Source organism: Pseudomonas sp. JR33AA (assembly GCF_021378985.1).
Classification (GTDB): Bacteria; Pseudomonadota; Gammaproteobacteria; order Pseudomonadales; family Pseudomonadaceae; genus Aquipseudomonas; species Aquipseudomonas alloputida.
The window spans coordinates 225789-242608 of record NZ_JAJSAW010000003.1; the positions used below are offsets into that span (position 1 = coordinate 225789).

The window sequence follows — 16820 nt, forward strand, 5'->3', positions numbered from 1 at the left end:
ACCTCAGAGGAAGGTGAACACTTGCGATGCCGGCAACCGCGACTTGTTCAGGCCGGCATTGAAATCCGCCTCACTGCGGTAACCCAGGCTCAGGATCACCACACTGGTAAACCCACGCTCACGCAAGCCCAGTTCGGCATCAAGGACCTTGCTGTCGAAGCCCTCGATCGGCGTGGCATCCAGCCCATGCGCCGCCGCACCCAGCAAGGCAGTACCCAACGCCAGGTAGGTCTGCTTTTCCATCCAGTGCTGCACATCCTTCTGGTCGAAGCGGTGCAGGTTGACGTAGTGACGGCGGCTCTGGTTTTGCCCGGCGCGCGCTTGCTCATCACGGAAACGGCCATCGGCAGCCTCTTGATCGAGCACAGCGTTCAGGTGTTCTTCAGTCATCTCGGTACGGGTGCAAAACACGATCACATGCGAGGCATCGAGAAGCTTCGGCGTGTTGTAGGCATAACCCTCGGCAGTGCTCTTGGCCAGGCGGGCCTTGCCTTCGGCCGTGTCGGCGACGATGAAATGCCAAGGCTGGGAGTTGACCGACGACGGGCTGTGGCGCAGTTGTTCGAGCAGGGCATCGACAGTGGCCTGGGGAATGCGGCGTGAGGCATCGTAAGCTTTGGTGGTGTAACGGCGCTTGGCCAGCGATACGGTATCCATGCAACAACTCCGGAATGAACAGTGGATGTGCCGTGCATCTTATCTTTCCAGCAAAAAAGAAAAAGCGGCACAATGCAGCAACACTTTCATCCCTGGAATGAAAATGCTGCGCATCACCGACCTCGAACTGTTTGCCCGCAGCAGCATGCTGGGTAGCTTCACTGCCGCCGCCCATGAGGCAGGCCTGCTGCCGGGGCAGGTGGCTGCCGCGATCAAACGCCTGGAACGCGACCTGGATGCACGCCTGTTCGCCCGCACCACCCGCAGCCTGCGCCTGACCGCCGAGGGCGAGCGCTACCTGCCAACCGCGCTGAATGTGCTGGAAAGCCTGCGCCAGGGCCATGAAGATCTGCATGGCAACCCTAATAGCCTGCGCGGCACCCTGCAGGTGTCGGCACCTTCCGACATGGGCCGCAACATGCTGCTGCCCTGGCTCAGCGCCTTCCGACACAAGCACCCGGCATTGCAACTACGCTTCTTCCTGTCCGACCAGATCGCCGACCTCAACCGCGACCCTGTGGATGTGGCCATCCGCTATGGACTCAACCAGGATGCCAACTACATCGCCCTGCCACTGGCCGAATGGAACCGCCGAGTGCTGGTGGCCTCGCCCGACTACCTGGCCCGCCACGGCCGCCCGCTCACCCCCGACGCGCTGCAGCAGCACGCCTGCCTGCTGTACATGCAGCACAGCCGGGTGTACGACAAGTGGCAGCTGGGTAATCGCACCGTGCAGGTGCGTGGGCCGCTGGTCAGTGATGACGCCGACGTCATCCGCCGCCTGGCCATCCAGGGGGAAGGTATCGTCTACAAGTCGTGGCTGGATGTCAGCGCCAACATCGCGGCTGGTGAACTGGAAATCGTCCTGCCCGAATGGCTCGGCGAGCCTACCCCACTGACCTTGGTCTGCCCCCATCGCAAGCAGCTCACGCCTGCCGTGACGCAATTGCACCTGTGGCTACGCGAACGTTTCGAGGCCCTGCGTGCCCGGCCACTGACCCACGGCTGCACAATCGTTCCAGACTGAGCCGGGGGCATTGCGCTAAGGTAGCCATTTACCCCACGGTACACGTCCATGAGCAACTGGATCGACTTCAAACAAGACGCCGACACCGGCATCGAGTCGGTCCGTGCGCACTTTGTCGGCCATGCCTATGATCCCCACTGGCACGACAGCTTCCTGGTCGGCGTGACCGAGCAGGGCGTGCAGCAGTTCAACTGCCGCCGGGTGCGCCACCGCAGCACGCCGGGGCAGGTATTCTTACTTGAGCCTGGCGACATCCATGATGGCCTGGCGCCCACCGAAGAAGGCTTCACCTATTCGACGCTGTACCTGGAGCCCGCCTGGCTCGACCAACAGCTGCGCGCGCTGTACGAGCATGCGCCGGGCGACAGCCTGCCCAGCTTTGCCGACACCCTGTGCCACGACGAACGCCTGGCGCGGGCCACCGCCCTGGCCTTCCGGGCCGTGCATGACCAGGACTTGCGCATCGTCAGGCAAACGGCCATGGACGATCTGCTGGCCTGCCTGACCCGCCACCTGCACTGGCGCCGCCGCATCAACCCCGACCCGCGCCTGCCGCTGACCGCCCAGCGCGCCCGGGACTTCCTGCATGCCAATCTGGAGCGCGACATCGGCCTGGAGGAACTGGCCCAGGCCTGCGGCATTGACCGCTTTCGCCTGACGCGTGCGTTCAAGGCGGCGTTCGGCATTGCACCCCATGCCTACCTGATCCAGCTGCGCCTGGCCCGGGCGCGGCGCCTGCTTGCCCAAGGCCAGACACCTGCCGAAGTGGCCGTGGCGTTGGGCTTTGCCGACCAGAGCCACCTGGGGCGCTGGTTCCGCCGCGCCTACCAGTTGACCCCGGCCGACTACCGCAGGCGTTGCTCAAACCTTCCAGACTGAGTGCCGGCGGGCAGCGAGCATGGGGCTTCGATGTTACGGAGCCCTGAACCATGTCGCAGTCGCTGTTGCCCTTCATTCTGTTTGCCCTGGTGTCCAGTATCAGCCCGGGGCCGACCAACCTGTTGATCCTGGCCCATGGCGCCCGCCGGGGCCTACGCGCAAGCCTGGCGCCGATCGTGGCGGCGTGTGGCGCGGCTGCAGCCATTGTGCTGCTCGTCGGGCTGGGGCTGGGCGAACTGCTGCTGCGCCACCCCCTGGCGCAACAGCTGATGAGCTGGGCCGGGGTGTTGTGGCTGAGCAGCCTGGCGTGGAAGATGCTGCGCAGTGCCGCCGCCCCACTCCACACGACCACGGCACCAGGCTTCAGTGCGCTCAGCGCGGCCTCGTTGCAGGTGGTGAACCCCAAGGTGTGGTTGATGGCCGTGGCAGTGGTCGGGGTGTTTGCCGCGCCGTCGTTGCCAGTGTGGCAGTTGGCGCTGGTGTTTTTGCTGATCGCCCTGCCGAGCATGGCCGCGTGGGCGGTGTTGGGGGTGGGGAGCGCCCGGTGGCTGCAGGCACCGGGGCGGTTGCGGGTGTTCAACCAGGTGTTGGCGGGGATTTTGTTGATATCGGCATGGGCTGCGGTACTGGCCTGAGTCTCTACTTGACCGGCAAGGGCCTGGGCGGCCTCGGCTCAGCGTGTCAACGCCTCGCGAAAGCGCCGGGTACTGGCAACGGCCAGTACCAGCCCGACCACTGCCACGCTCCCGCCCACCAGACCGATATCCGCCACATTCATCTGGCTGCTGACGATACTGCCCAACAGCGCACCACCGCCAATGCCGATGTTGTAGATACCCGAGAACAGCGCCATGGCCACATCGGTGGCGTCGGACGCCAGCTTCAGGGTCTTGGACTGCAGCGCCAGGCTGAAGCTGAGAATTGCCACGCCCCAGAACATGCTCAGCACTGCGAACACATAGAAGTTGCCCGACAGCGGCAACATCAGCAACAGGCACGCGGCAAGTACCCCGATCGACCCCACCAGGAAGCCATGCGGGAAGCGATCGCTGTAGCGGCTGAACAACAACGAACCAAAAACCCCGGCCCCGCCGAACAACAGCAGTAACAGCGTGGTGCGGTCGCCACCGATCTGCGCTACGTGGAGGGCGAACGGCTCGATATAGCTGTAGGCCGTGAACTGCGCGGTAATGACCAGCGTCACCAGCAAGTAGGTAATGACCAGTGCCCGGCGCTTGAACAGGACCGGCAGGCTGCGCAACGAACCGGAGTTCTGGCTGGGCAGCAGCGGCAGCGATTTCATCAGGCACAGCATGGTGGCAAGCGCTACCCCGGCAATGCTCAGGAACGTGATGCGCCAGCCCAGTGCCTCGCCCACCACACGGCCCAGCGGGATACCCAGGACCATGGCCAGGGTAGTACCGGTGGCCAACAGGCCCAGCGCCTTGGCCTGCTGGCCCGGCGGCGCCACACGCACCGCCAGCGAGGCGGTGATGGACCAGAACACAGCATGCGCCAGGGCAATGCCGATCCGGCTGACCAGCAGCATGGCGAAGCTTTGCGAAAGCCACGACAGCACGTGGCTGACAACGAACACCAGGAACACGAACAGCAGCAGACGCCGCCGTTCGATGTTGCGGGTCAGCAACATCATGGGCAACGAGGCCAGCGCCACGATCCAGGCGTAGATGGTCAGCATCAGGCCGACCTGGGCAGTGCTCATGTCGAAGCTGCGACCAATGTCACTGAGCAGCGCCACCGGGACGAACTCGGTGGTATTGAAAATGAAGGCCGCCAAGGCCAGGGCGATGACGCTCAGCCAGCTGCCGCTGCCCGTTGTGGGCGGCAAGTGGGTGGGTATGGGTCCGTTCATGGGTGGAAAACGCTTCTCCGCAGACAAGGCAACAGGTCGCACGCCAGCCACCCGCTTGCAGGGTGGCCAACGTACGTTTTGTTATGGATAGGAATGCCCGGCATGGTACGCGTCAAGCTGGGGCCTCACAACCGCAGGGCAGGCAGAAGGAGTACCATGCGCGCTTTATGTGAAACGCGTGTGCAACAAGGAGCCCGATCCGCTCATGGACAAGCAGCACCCCCAGCAGCAGTGGCAGCAGGCCGTTACCGCCTATGCCCAGGCCGTCAACGACTACGTCGCGCAGGGCCGTGCGCACGGCTGGGACAACCTCGAAGAGCCGCAGGCACCCGCCACCGAACACCTGCTTGACGCCTGGCTGGCGGCCTTGCAGGCAGCCAACCGCCCTGGCATCGACGAACCGCAGCGCCAGGCATTCCGCGAGGCCTGGCCACCCGCACACCACCCCCTGATACCTTTGCTCGAAGACCACGGCCAAGGCATCAGCAATGTCCTGTTGCTGGAAGATGGCAGCCTGCTGGCCCGCATCGGCATGCCTTACGACAAGGGCCAGGTGGTGCATATCGACCACCATGGGGTAACCCCGGTCATCGGCATCGAACACTTTGGCCGTTGCCCGGCGCGGCGCTATTTTGCCCTGGCCAATGCCGAGGGCGTGCGTGTGACCGATGGCTGGGGCGGCCCGCAGGTGCAGCGCCTGGCCTGGCCAACGGGGCTGGAGGGATTGCCGCCAGGCTACCCGTTCGAGCCGTTCGACCTGCCGCCCACACCGACCGCGCTGATCCCCTTCCCTGATGGCCAGCGAGTGCTGCTGGTGAGTGCCGAAGGTATCTTCGTGCTGGCCACCCAAGGTGCGACTCGCCTGCTGCCCCAGCAGGCACGCGTGCTCGATGAGTTGGCAGAGGGCACCGACCCGGACGACATCAGCCTGGGGCTGAGCATGGAGCATGGTGCGGTGTCGGCGGATGGCCGGCTGATCGTCGTGGGTGAGCAAGGCAGCCGGCACCTTGTTCTGGACGAACGACTCAAGCCGCTGGCGCACATCGGCCCGATTAGCGAATACCCGCACTTTGCCTTGTTCAACCGCGCGGGTGACCAGCTGATCCTCAATGCCTGCCATTTCTACAGCGGTGCCACGCTGGCGGTAAGGGTGGCAGACCTGCATGGACTGGATACCGATTACTACAGCCAGGACCCGCGTACCCCGCTGGTGCAGGATGGCGCAAGGGTGTATGCGGGGGTTGCGCGCGATGGCGAGTACATTGTGGGTGATGCCTATGGCTACCTGCGGGCGTTTGGCGAAGAGGGTACGGAGCATTGGCAGCATTACCTGGGGTCGACCATCAGTGCGATGGATATCAGCGCCGACGGACAAACCCTGGTGGCGGCGAGCCATGCGGGGGTTATTTCGGTGATTGCGCTGGATAGCGGGCGGCCCGAGTGGCAGATCGGTACCGGGGCGCACGGCGAGGTGCGGCGATGGTTGTTCTGGAAGGGCTGGGACAGGCCGATGGCCTGGTAAAACGGCTGCATCGGTGCTGCCTGTACGGGCCTCCTCGCGGGCAAGCCCGTTCCTACACAGGGCGGCGTAGGAGCGGGCTTGCCCGCGAAGAGGCCGGTACAGACAGCCGATCAATCAGCCCTGCAACGTGGCCATGTCGATCACGAACCGGTACTTCACATCACCGGCAATCATCCGTTCATAGGCCTGGTTGATGTTGCGGATATCCAGAATCTCGATATCGCAACGGATGTCGTGTTCGGCGCAGAAGTTCAGTACTTCCTGAGTCTCGGCAACGCCCCCGATCAACGACCCGGCCAGCACCCGACGCTTCATCACCAGGTTGGCCGCATGCAATGCCGGGTCGATCGGTTCGATCAGGCCGACCAGGATGTGCACACCGTCGAACTTCAGCGTTTCCAGGTACGGGTTGAGGTCGTGCTGCACCGGAATGGTGTCGAGCAGGAAATCGAAACGGCCGGCAGCGGCGCGCATCTGCTCGGCATCGGTGGAGACGATCACATGGTCGGCCCCCTGGCGGCGCGCTTCCTCGGCCTTGGCCTGTGAACGCGTGAACAGGGTCACTTCAGCACCCAAGGCCTTGGCCAGTTTGATGCCCATGTGGCCCAGGCCGCCCATGCCGAGGATGCCGATCTTGTGGCCCGGGCCCACGCCGTGATGCTTGAGCGGCGAATAAGTGGTGATGCCGGCACACAGGATAGGTGCAGCGCTGGGCAGGTCCATGCCGGCCGGTATGCGCACCACGAAGTGCTCGCTGACCACGATGCTGCTGGAGTACCCACCCATGGTATTGCTGCCATCGACCCGGTCCGGGGTGGCGTAGGTCATGGTCGGGCCCTCGAGGCAATACTGCTCCAGGTCCTTGGCGCAGGCTTCACAGGTACGGCACGAGTCGACCATGCAGCCGACGCCCACCAGGTCACCGACCTTGTGCGCGGTGACCTTGTCGCCCACCGCCGTGACCCGGCCGATGATCTCGTGGCCCGGCATCAGCGGGTACACGGCAATGCCCCATTCGTTGCGCGCCTGATGGATGTCGGAGTGGCACACGCCGCAGTACAGGATGTCGATGGCGACGTCGTCCGGGCGCGGGCTGCGGCGCTGGAAAGTCATGGGGGCCAAGGTGCTGGTAGGGGTTTGAGCGGCGTAACCGATGGCGGTATACATGCAGGGCCTCGCAGTGAAGTGAAACGATTCAGGCGACGCATTTTGCGCGTCGTTCGCCGCCTCGCCCACGGCTGATTCTCCGGTATGCATGCCTGATTCTACGAAGATGCCAACCCGTAGCTGGCGCCACGCCCTCAATCTGCGATGATCAAGCTGTCTGATTCTCTGCCCTTGGTACACCATGCAACTGACCCGCCACGTCGATGCCAATGCGCCGCTCTGCTCACTGATCTGCGGCCTCGCCACGCGCCCGGGCTTCGTGCCCACCCTCCTGCCCCAGGTGCAGGTGCTGAGCTGGGATCACTATGTGGCTAGCAGCCCACAGATTTACGAACCCAGCCTCATGATCCTGGCCCAGGGCAGCAAACTGGCGCGGCTGGGGCCGCGCACCCTGGAGTACGGTGCAGGGCATTACCTGGTGCAGGCGTTGTCGGTGCCGTTCATGTGTGAAACCTTTGCCACCCGCGAGGCGCCGCTGTTGGGCGTGGCGGTGGGCATCGACCGTGGCGTGCTGGGCGAATTGGTGCAGAGCATGGGGCTGGCACCGGACGCTGAAGTGCAGGCGCAAACCCCGCAATCGATGACGTCGGCGGCACTGGATGCGCCCATGCGCGAAAGCGTGGAGCGATTGCTGCGCTGCCTGCACGACCCGCTGGACGCCAAAGTGCTGGGCCCGGCGCGTGTGCGCGAAGTGCTGTACACCGCCCTGCGTGGCCCGCAGGCCGGTGTGCTGCGGGCACTGGTGGAGCAACAGGGGCACTTCGCCCGCATCGGCGCCGCCCTCGCCCACCTGCGCGAGCACTACAGCGAGCCACTGAGTGTGGAGGCACTGGCTGCACGCGCCAACATGAGCGTTTCGACCTTCCATGAACACTTCAAGCGTTGCACCGACATGGCACCGATGCAGTACCTCAAGCGCTTGCGGCTGCTCAAGGCGCAGCAGATGCTGATCGGCGAAGGCCTGGGGGTGGCGCAGGCGGCGCACCGGGTGGGCTATCAGAGCACCTCGCAGTTCAGCCGCGAGTACAAGCGCCAGTTCGAGCGCAGCCCGGGGGATGAACAGCCCTATCAGAGCTTGCCTGTGTAACGAAGCCAGTTTATCAAGCATGCCCGCAGTGGTCGGTGCTTCATGTCTGCCGTTCGACCATGGCGATAATTGCGGCCTTGAGCTCAGCCTTGGCCTGCCCGGCCTCCAGTTCCCCTGCTGCAGCCGCCTGGGACAGTGCGTCCGCTGCCCCCACCAGCAGGCGCATGCCGGCAACCCCTACATTGCCGCTGGGCGAAAACCCGGCCAAGGCTTCGCGGCACTTGTCCAGGAACGGCTGCTCGTACACCCGCTTCAGCGCCTCCATTTCCGGCGACCCGGCCAGCGCTGCCGACACCCCAGGTATCTCCCGGCCCTGGCTCATTACGCAGTCCACGTAGGCCTCCGCGATCACCCGGGCGCGGCTGGCCAGGCTGGCTTCACAGCTGGCCAAGGCTTGCGCCAGCATCTGCGACTGACGCGCATCGTATTCCTGATACAGCGCCACCAGCAGCCCGTTGCGGGTCTCGAAATGGTCGTAGACCACCGGCTTGGTCACCCCCGCCTGTTCGGCCAGGCGGCCCAGGCTCAAGGCATCGGTACCCTCCTCCCGCACCAATTGCCAGGCCATATCCAGCAACTGCCTGCGTCGGTCGTCGCGGCTCAGGCGCTTGCGGGAACGTGCTTGATCATCGCTTGACATCGATTACCTACCAAAAGTAACTTACTAAGCGTAACTTACCTGGAGTATATAACGCTTCAGGCTACCCTGCATCCTTGAATGGAGAGCCACCATGCACGCTCTGATCGTCGTCGGTCACCATGACCCGCAATCCCTCACCCACGCGCTGGCCCGGCAGATTGCCGACGGCCTGGCCAGCGTCGGCCACAGCAGCGAAATCGCCGACCTGGCCAGCGAAGGCTTCGACCCCCGCTTCGGCCTGGCAGACCATGCCGTGCACCGCCGGCTGGCAGCACCGCCGGCCGATGTACTCAACGAGCAGGCACGCATCGAGCGCGCCGATGCCCTGGTGCTGGTCTATCCGATCTACTGGTGGTCGCTGCCGGCCTTGCTCAAGGGCTGGGTCGAGCGGGTATTCAGCAACGGCTGGGCGTTCGACTATGAAGGGGGCACCACGGTCAAGAAATTGCGCGGCATGAAGGTTCACCTGGTCGGCATTGCAGGTGCCGATACAGGCACCTTCGAGCGGCATGGCTATGGCGAGGCGATGCGCGTGCAGATCGAGCACGGCATCTTCGACTACTGCGGCGCAGAAGTACTCAGTTCCACATTACTGGATGACAGCGAAGGGGCTGACCAGCGTCCCCATTTGCACCACGCACACGCTTTGGGCAAAAAACTGTTTGCAGATTGCCAGGCCGCAGCCTGAACCGGCGCAGTGCCGCTACTCAAGTAGCGGCAGCCTCGGTTCTGCAAGCCACCCCATTGCAGGAAATCAGACGACCCGGCTACCATTGAGAACGATTCACACTCACAACCGGAAGCCAGGCGTTGGACAGCACATCGACCCGTAAACTGGGCTTTTTCTTCAGCGACCACCATCGCTGGTTGCTCCAGCACATCCAGAAACGCCTGCGCAACCACGCTGACGCCGAGGACACCGCCGCCGAAACGTTCTGCCAGGTGCTCGGCGCACGTGTCGACCCAGACAGCATTCAGCAGCCTCGCGCCTACCTCACCGTCATCGCCCGTCGGCTGATCTTCGACCGCCATCGCCGTCGCCAGCTCGAGCAGGCCTACCTGGAACACTTGGCACGGCTGCCTGAGGCCGTAGCGCCATCGGCCGAGGAGCAACTGCTGCTGATCGAGGCCCTGGTGAGCATCGATCAGGCACTGGACGGCTTGCCGGCAATCGTCAAAGCCACCTTCCTATACAGCCAGCTCGACGGCATGCACTACGCCGACATCGCGGCAAAGCTGCAGATCAGTGAACGCTCTGTCAGCCGCTACATGAAACAGGCGCTGCGCCAATGTTACCTGTGCGAGGTGCAGGCATGAGCAGGCCTGCACTGGACCGGGTCAGCGAGCAGGCCATCGACTGGATGGTCGAGCTCAGGGCCGCTACGCCTGACCCGGCGCTGCTGCAACGGGTCAGGCTATGGCTGCAGCAAGACCCCGCTCACCAACAGGCCTGGAACCGCCTGGAGCAACGCCTTGGCCATCCGTTCGCCGCGTTGCTCGCCCTGGATCAGCGGGCCCCTGGCCAAGCAGCAGAGGCACGCCGATTGCTGATGCAGCCTACTCGCTCACGGCGTGACGTATTGGGCGCCATGGCCAGTCTGGGGCTGTTAGGCGCGGCGCTGTGGGGTGGATGGCGCAGCGACACCACCCAAGGATGGCTGGCCGATTTGCACACGGGCCTTGGCGAGCGGCGCAGCTTTACCTTGGCAGACGGCAGCCGCCTGAGCCTGAACAGCGCCAGTGCGGTTGACGTGCAGTTCGATGCCGGACAGCGCCTTCTGGTGCTGCGTCACGGCGAGTTGCTGATCCAGGTTGCGCGCGATCCGTTGCGCCCCTTGCGCGTGCGCACCGCGCAAGGGCAAGTGCAGGCGCTGGGGACGCGGTTTCTGGTCAGCCAGGAGCAGGACGCCACACGTGTTGTGGTACTGCAGCACAGCGTCCGCACCAGTCTAGCCGATGGACAGTGGGCGGAGCTGCAGCAAGGGCAGGCTGCCCTGCTACGGAACAACACCATTGAGCGCCTGACAGGCGAGCAACAGCAACGTGCTGCATGGCTGGAGGGCCGCCTGGAGGTCCTCGACCAGCCTCTGCATGTGGTGGTCGACGCGCTGCGCCCCTACCAGCGCGGCTACATCCGGCTCGCCCCCGCGGCACGCGATCTGCGGGTGCAGGGCGTGTTTCCTCTGGACCAGCCACAGCAGGCGTTCAACGCGTTGGCCGAGGCCCTTCCAATCAGCGTGGAGCGCTATGGCCCGTGGCTGATGTTGATCGACCTGAAATCCACTTGATTAAAATCTTTATAAAAATCATTCGCAATCGTGGCAGGTTTCCTTTGCTCATCCCACATACCTCCTGACAGCCACTTCATTCGGGAGTAATCCGTGTACAACCCCTTGCCCCGCGCCCTGCCCCTGGTCGCTGCCCTGGCCAGCTTCAACGTGCTTGCCCAGTCGCAAACCCAAGTGTTCGACCTGCCACCCGCCAGCCTGGCTCACACGCTCAACCGCATCGCCAGCCAGAGCGGCCACATCATCGCGCTGGAGCCAGCACTGGTGCGCGGCAAGCAGGCACCTGCCGTGGTCGGCCAGATGAGTGCCGAGCAGGCCATGCAAGCTGCGCTGGCCGGTAGCGGCTTGCAGTTGCGGGTTTCCGCCGAGGGCCATTTCAGTGTGGCGCCCGGCAACCTGGGCAGCGACGTCATGGAGCTGGGCAGCACCAGCATCACCGACAACTATGTGGACGCAACCAGCGAAAGCACCGGGTCGTATGCCGCCCGCGCGGTGACCCTGGGCAAAGGCACGCACACACTCAAGGAGATTCCCCAGTCGGTCACCGTCATCACGCGCAAGCAACTGGATGATCAGGGCATCACCGACTTGCAGGACGCGCTTAACCACACCACGGGCATTGTCGGCGCGCAGGGCATTGGCCCTGGCGTGGTCGTGACCTCGCGTGGCTTTCAGATTGATGACTGGCAGTACGACGGTGTGCCGATTCCGCGAAACAACTATTCGCTGGGCAACTGGGCAACCCAGGACCTGGTGTTCTTTGACCGGGTGGAAGTGCTGCGCGGTGCTTCGGGCCTGTTGCAAGGCACCGGCAGCCCAGGTGGCGCAATCAACCTGGTGCGCAAGCGTGGCCAAACGGCGCCGGCCGTTACGCTGACAGGCAAGGCCGGCTCCTGGGACCACTATGGCCTGCAGCTGGATGCCGGCGGCCCGCTGACGACCGACGGCCGTGTGCGCGGGCGGCTTGTCGCTGACGAGGACCAAAGCGACAGCTTCATCGACTATGTCTGGAGCAAAAACCATTCGCTGTACGGTGCGCTGGACATCGACCTGACCGATGCGACGACAGTGGGCGGCGGCATAAGCTACAACCGTCAGCAGTCCCGGCCGATGCTGCGCGGCCTCCCACGCTACGCCAGTGGCAAACCGGTCGACCTGCCGCGTTCGACTTACACCGGCGCCCGCTGGAGCCGCGCAGAAACCGACGTCACCACGTACTACCTGGACCTTGAACACCGCTTCAACGATGACTGGACCTTCAAGGCCGCAGCCGTGCGCATGGATGAAACCAACACATCCACCCACCAGCGCGTGCAGAGCACCCGCCAGGGCGTTGCGCCTGACGGCAGCGGCATCACCTACGCCGACTGGCTCACCGATTTTCACTCGACCAAGCTGGGCCTGGACATGAACGTGGTGGGCCACTTCGACACCGGCCCCCTGGCCCACGAAATCACCGTGGGAGGCAACTATTCCAAACTGACGTCGGATGACGCCTATTGGCGCAACTTCGACGCCGGCGGCAACATCTTCGACATCGACCATGACCGCCCGGAGCCCAGCCGCGACAGCGTATTCGATGGCGACGCTGCACGCTCCAACAGGGCCAGCTACGACATCCGCCAGAAGGGCCTGTATGGCGCCTGGCGCATCAAGCCTACCCAGGATCTGACCTTGATCCTCGGCACGCGTGTCAGCTGGTTCGACTACAGCTGGGATTCGATCGACTTCGAGAGCCTGACCGACCCCGGTACCCGCTCCCCCACCAGCCGCATGACCGAAACGGGCCAAGTCACCCCTTATGCCGGCTTTGTCTATGACCTGACCCGCGAATGGGCCTGGTACGCTAGCTACACCGACGTGTTCGTACCGCAAACCGAACGCGCCGTGGGCAATGCGCCGCTCAAACCCGTGATCGGCAGCAACTACGAAACGGGTTTGAAGGGCGAACTGCTCGACGGCCGGGTCAACGCCTCGATCGCACTATTTCGCTACGACCAGGAAAACCGCGCTGTCACCGACGTAGCCTCGGGCTTCGCCTGCGATGACTGGTACTGCTCCACCGCAGCGGGCAAGGTGCGCAGCCAAGGCGTTGAAGCCGAAATCAGCGGCGAAGTGCTCAGTGGCCTGCAGCTGTTCGCAGGCTATACCTACAACACCACCAGGTTCCTCGATGACCCTGACGAGAAAGGCCGCACCTTCAGCCAGTGGACACCCAAGCACATGCTGCGTGCATGGGCCGATTACACCCTGCCACTGGACGGCCAGCGCTGGAGCACCGGCGTGGGCTTCACCACTCAGAGCCACACCCTCGGCTACGAGCGCACCTACACCGTGCCTGGCTATACCGTGTGGAGCGCACGCCTGGCGTACCAGCCAACCCCCGAAGTGAACCTTGCCGTCAACGCCAACAACCTGTTCGACAAGAAATACTGGGTTGCAGGCTTCAACCAGCTCAATGGCAGCAACAACTATGGCGATCCACGCAACTTCATGCTGACGGTGAAATACACCCCGCAACTCTGACCCGGGTCAGCCTGCCAGCGGCCACTGCGCCAATGGCCAGTAAGCCCCCTTGCGCGACTCGTAAAGCGTGAAGTGGCGCGCGGTGAGGTAAAACTCCGGCGCGCTGCTGGCCTCGGGCGGCTGCCCGCGGTAATCCCTGGACAGCGTCAGGTGCGGTCGATACTCACGCTTGGCCGCTTCCACCCCCAACGGCAGCAACGCCTGCTGCAGGCCATACACCAGTTGCAACAGGGCCGGCGGTGCCTGCTGCGCTTCCAGCACCAAGGCGCCGGCCCGTTGCCACACCTGCAAACGGTCGAGCAACAGCCGCGGCGCCGAGGTTGGCAGCGCCAGTTGGTCAACCGCCGCGCACATTGCAGGCACCTGCGCGGCGTCCACATCACCGAGGAACAGCAGCGTGACATGGAAGTTGGCTGCCGGCACCGGTTTGCCGCTGCGCAGGTTCAGCCCTCGCCGCCACTGGGCCAGGTCACGGCGCTGCGCGTCGCTGACCGGCAAGGCGAAGAACAGCCGCTTGAACGGGCTACCGCTGGGGCGTATATCCTGAACCATACAAACTCCCTGACATGAAACGTTTGCGCAAGACGGTAGGGCATTACACCAATGTCGCCCCACAGTTTCGTAACAATAAGTACAAACTACCCCCATGATTGTTTATGCTGGCGGGCTTATGCCTTGGCGCATGGCCTTTTTTCGACAAGTAAACGTCCATGAAAATTGCACTCGTACTTATCTTCGCCCTCTCGATCGCCTATGTTCACCTGCGCGGTCGGGTTCGCCACAAGCTGACTCGCCAGCTGGGCGACCACTCCAGCTTCCTGGCCCCGATCAACAGTTTCCTGTACCTGTTCTCCAAACACCCGGCCAAGCCCTACCTGCCGGTCGAGGCCTTTCCAGAGCTGAAACCGCTGCAGGACCACTGGCAGGAGATTCGTGAAGAAGGCCGCCAGTTGCTGCACGTAGGCGAAATCAAGAAATCCGACAACTACGATGACGTCGGTTTCAACTCGTTCTTCAAGACCGGCTGGAAACGTTTTTACCTGAAGTGGTATGGCGAAAGCCACCCGTCGGCAATGGCCCTTTGCCCACGCACGACCGAGCTGCTGCAAGGCATCGGCACCGTCAAGGCCGCCATGTTCGCTACCCTGCCACCGGGAGCCAAGCTGGTGCGCCACCGTGACCCATATGCCGGCTCGTACCGCTACCATTTGGGCCTGGATACCCCGAATGACGACGGCTGCTACATCGACGTGGACGGCGAGAAATACGCGTGGCGCGATGGTGAGGCGGTGATCTTCGATGAAACCTACATCCACTATGCAGCCAACACCACCGAGCACAACCGCATCATCCTGTTCTGCGATGTCGAACGCCCGCTCAAGTACCGCTGGGCAACCGCCTTCAACCGCTGGTTCAGCCGCACCGTGATGGCCGCTGCCGCTGCGCCCAACGATGCCAGCGACAAGACCGGCGGCATCAACCGCCTGTTCACCCGCATCTATAAGATCCGCGAGCGTGGCAAGGCGCTGAAAAAGCGCAACCGCATGCGCTACTACCTGGAAAAATGGGCAGTGGTCGCGACGCTGGTGCTGGTATTCATCTACATCTGAAGGCTCAACGCAGGCCCCTGTACGAGTGACCTGCGTTTACCCACCAAAGTACCGCCTCGCACGTGCCGCACTTCGACTAGCCTGAAAGCTCCACTCGCAACCACCCCAAGGTGAAGACGATGAGCATGATGGACTGGGACGCCTACCGTAAGCAGTTGATGGCCGGCATCGGCGATCTCAAGCAACTCTCCCCCGACACCGTAGCCGGCTACATGACCGCCAGCGGTGCAGGCGCCAAGACCAACCACCTGGATGCCAAGACCCGCGAGCTGATCTCCTTGGCCGTGGCTGTGACCACCCGCTGCGACGGCTGTATCGCCGTGCATTCGCAGCAGGCCGTCAAAGCAGGCGCCAGCCGCGAGGAAATTGCCGAGGCCCTCGGCGTGGCCGTTGCCATGAACGCCGGTGCCGCGCTGGTGTATTCGGCGCGTGCAATGGACGCGGTGGGCAAGGCCAACGGTTGAGCTCAAACGGCGTCGTCGCCCTTGCGCGACGGCGCCGCGCCACCCAGACTGGGCGGCTCACCCCGCGCAGGAACCCGCATGATCCACATTCGCCCCATGACGCCGGAAGATTTTGATCGTTTCTGGCCCACCTTCCAGGCCATTGTCCAGGCCCGTGAAACCTACGCTTTCGACCCGGCGCTGAGCTTCGAACAGGCCCGCCAGCTGTGGCTGGGGCTGCCCTTGCATACGCTGTTGGCCGAAGAAGATGGCGAGTTACTGGGTTCGTATTACCTCAAGCCCAATGCTGCCGGGCCTGGTGCGCATGTGGGCAATTGCGGCTACATGGTCTGCGAACAGGCGCGCGGCCGGGGGGTGGCGCGCTTGATGTGCGAGCACTCGCAAAAGCTGGCGCGCCAGGAAGGCTTTCTGGCATTGCAGTTCAACTCGGTGGTAGCCAGCAACGAAGTGGCCGTGGCGCTATGGCACAAGCTGGGCTTTGAAACAGTCGGCCGTTTGCCCAAGGCCTACCGCCATGCCCGCCTGGGGCTGGTGGACTGCCTGGTGATGTACAAGTGGCTGGCGGATGAGCCGGTGGTGGAGAAGCCGCCGCTGCTGATCGGTCGCAAGAACATCGAGGCACGGGTATCACGGCGCCGCGGGCGCTAGCTTTTCGGGCAAGCCTGCCTCCCGCGGGGGCCTGATGGTCGTACCCGATGGGGTCCAGGCGCCGAAAAAACGCACAACCTGTTGTTTTTTCTCAGCATTAACAGCACGCCAACATTTGACGCCCCCGCCTTTCAATGGTCAGATGCGCGCCAGTTTCAGGTGCCCTGCACCGCCGCGCGCAGGGTGAAACGGGAAACCGGTGCGTCGTGTTGCCCACGACAAGTCCGGTGCTGCCCCCGCAACGGTAAGCGAGCGAACCCTTCGAGATACCACTGTGCTCAAGCATGGGAAGGTGAAGGTTTCATGCCCCTCGCAAGCCCGGAGACCGGCCTGGAGCTTCACTTGGCAACCCGCGGTGGGCGGGCGCAGGCCGGAATCCGTGCGCGCGCCTGCCTGCATGGTTCGCCTTTGCGTGTTTTCCACCGGGATCCA

General features: G+C 63.7%; 17 protein-coding genes and 1 riboswitch. Of the genes, 12 read left to right on the plus strand and 5 right to left on the minus strand.

Annotation, left to right across the window (positions count from 1 at the left end; all coding sequences use genetic code 11):
* Nucleotides 1–3 precede the first annotated feature (3 nt).
* Nucleotides 4–657, minus strand: coding sequence for an oxygen-insensitive NAD(P)H nitroreductase (gene nfsB / locus LVS58_RS07270; RefSeq protein ID WP_233690473.1), 654 nt, complete (start codon nucleotides 655–657; stop codon nucleotides 4–6).
* Nucleotides 658–760: 103 nt separating this feature from the next.
* Here nfsB and LVS58_RS07275 point away from each other — a divergent pair, with 103 nt between their 5' ends.
* Genes LVS58_RS07275 through LVS58_RS07285 form a run of 3 tightly spaced genes read left to right on the plus strand, consistent with a single transcriptional unit; the run spans nucleotide 761 to nucleotide 3198 of the window.
* Nucleotides 761–1684 (plus strand): LysR family transcriptional regulator, encoded by a 924-nt coding sequence (locus LVS58_RS07275; protein WP_233690474.1) that lies wholly within the window; start codon nucleotides 761–763, stop codon nucleotides 1682–1684.
* Between the two features lie 48 nt (nucleotides 1685–1732).
* Entirely contained in the window at nucleotides 1733–2563 is an 831-nt protein-coding gene (locus LVS58_RS07280) for an AraC family transcriptional regulator (RefSeq protein WP_233690475.1), read from the plus strand.
* Between the two features lie 50 nt (nucleotides 2564–2613).
* On the plus strand, nucleotides 2614–3198 hold the full coding sequence (locus LVS58_RS07285) for a LysE family translocator (RefSeq protein ID WP_233690476.1): 585 nt from the start codon (nucleotides 2614–2616) through the stop codon (nucleotides 3196–3198).
* A 38-nt stretch (nucleotides 3199–3236) separates the two neighbouring features.
* On the opposite strand, the gene LVS58_RS07290 is transcribed toward LVS58_RS07285, so the two are convergent.
* Complete coding sequence (locus LVS58_RS07290) at nucleotides 3237–4436, minus strand: sugar transporter (protein WP_233690477.1); 1200 nt, start codon at nucleotides 4434–4436, stop codon at nucleotides 3237–3239.
* Between the two features lie 205 nt (nucleotides 4437–4641).
* On the opposite strand from LVS58_RS07290, the gene LVS58_RS07295 reads away from it, so the two are divergent.
* Nucleotides 4642–5958 carry a hypothetical protein gene (locus tag LVS58_RS07295; protein WP_233690478.1) on the plus strand — a complete coding sequence of 439 codons (1317 nt, stop codon included), beginning with the start codon at nucleotides 4642–4644 and terminating at the stop codon, nucleotides 5956–5958.
* 114 nt (nucleotides 5959–6072) lie between these two features.
* On the opposite strand, the gene calA is transcribed toward LVS58_RS07295, so the two are convergent.
* Nucleotides 6073–7125: a vanillin reductase gene (calA, locus tag LVS58_RS07300; RefSeq protein WP_233690479.1), complete on the minus strand. Its 1053-nt coding sequence runs from the start codon at nucleotides 7123–7125 to the stop codon at nucleotides 6073–6075.
* A 181-nt stretch (nucleotides 7126–7306) separates the two neighbouring features.
* Here calA and LVS58_RS07305 point away from each other — a divergent pair, with 181 nt between their 5' ends.
* Nucleotides 7307–8212, plus strand: a complete 906-nt coding sequence (locus LVS58_RS07305) for an AraC family transcriptional regulator (protein ID WP_233690480.1) — start codon at nucleotides 7307–7309, stop codon at nucleotides 8210–8212.
* Nucleotides 8213–8252: 40 nt separating this feature from the next.
* Here the strand turns inward: LVS58_RS07305 and LVS58_RS07310 are convergent, their stop codons facing one another.
* Nucleotides 8253–8852, minus strand: coding sequence for a TetR/AcrR family transcriptional regulator (locus LVS58_RS07310; RefSeq protein ID WP_233690481.1), 600 nt, complete (start codon nucleotides 8850–8852; stop codon nucleotides 8253–8255).
* Nucleotides 8853–8943: 91 nt separating this feature from the next.
* On the opposite strand from LVS58_RS07310, the gene LVS58_RS07315 reads away from it, so the two are divergent.
* The 4 genes from LVS58_RS07315 to LVS58_RS07330 all read left to right on the plus strand — a co-directional run bounded on the left by LVS58_RS07315 (nucleotide 8944) and on the right by LVS58_RS07330 (nucleotide 13666).
* Complete coding sequence (locus tag LVS58_RS07315; RefSeq protein ID WP_233690482.1) at nucleotides 8944–9540, plus strand: NAD(P)H-dependent oxidoreductase; 597 nt, start codon at nucleotides 8944–8946, stop codon at nucleotides 9538–9540.
* Between the two features lie 122 nt (nucleotides 9541–9662).
* Nucleotides 9663–10169: a sigma-70 family RNA polymerase sigma factor gene (locus tag LVS58_RS07320; protein WP_233690483.1), complete on the plus strand. Its 507-nt coding sequence runs from the start codon at nucleotides 9663–9665 to the stop codon at nucleotides 10167–10169.
* Nucleotides 10166–11140 carry a FecR family protein gene (locus LVS58_RS07325; protein ID WP_233690484.1) on the plus strand — a complete coding sequence of 325 codons (975 nt, stop codon included), beginning with the start codon at nucleotides 10166–10168 and terminating at the stop codon, nucleotides 11138–11140. Before LVS58_RS07320 ends, LVS58_RS07325 begins: the two co-directional genes overlap by 4 nt.
* A gap of 93 nt (nucleotides 11141–11233) precedes the next feature.
* Nucleotides 11234–13666 carry a TonB-dependent siderophore receptor gene (locus tag LVS58_RS07330; RefSeq protein ID WP_233690485.1) on the plus strand — a complete coding sequence of 811 codons (2433 nt, stop codon included), beginning with the start codon at nucleotides 11234–11236 and terminating at the stop codon, nucleotides 13664–13666.
* Nucleotides 13667–13672: 6 nt separating this feature from the next.
* On the opposite strand, the gene thpR is transcribed toward LVS58_RS07330, so the two are convergent.
* Nucleotides 13673–14218 carry an RNA 2',3'-cyclic phosphodiesterase gene (gene thpR, locus LVS58_RS07335; RefSeq protein WP_233690486.1) on the minus strand — a complete coding sequence of 182 codons (546 nt, stop codon included), beginning with the start codon at nucleotides 14216–14218 and terminating at the stop codon, nucleotides 13673–13675.
* Nucleotides 14219–14376: 158 nt separating this feature from the next.
* Between thpR and lpxO the strand changes: the two genes are divergently transcribed.
* The 3 genes from lpxO to LVS58_RS07350 all read left to right on the plus strand — a co-directional run bounded on the left by lpxO (nucleotide 14377) and on the right by LVS58_RS07350 (nucleotide 16388).
* On the plus strand, nucleotides 14377–15276 hold the full coding sequence (gene lpxO, locus LVS58_RS07340; RefSeq protein WP_233690487.1) for a lipid A hydroxylase LpxO: 900 nt from the start codon (nucleotides 14377–14379) through the stop codon (nucleotides 15274–15276).
* Between the two features lie 119 nt (nucleotides 15277–15395).
* A complete protein-coding gene (locus LVS58_RS07345; protein WP_014591592.1) occupies nucleotides 15396–15740 on the plus strand; it encodes a carboxymuconolactone decarboxylase family protein in 345 nt (114 codons plus the stop codon).
* 78 nt (nucleotides 15741–15818) lie between these two features.
* Nucleotides 15819–16388, plus strand: a complete 570-nt coding sequence (locus tag LVS58_RS07350) for a GNAT family N-acetyltransferase (protein WP_233690488.1) — start codon at nucleotides 15819–15821, stop codon at nucleotides 16386–16388.
* Between the two features lie 140 nt (nucleotides 16389–16528).
* Nucleotides 16529–16736, plus strand: a riboswitch (cobalamin riboswitch).
* The last annotated feature ends 84 nt before the right edge of the window (nucleotides 16737–16820 follow it).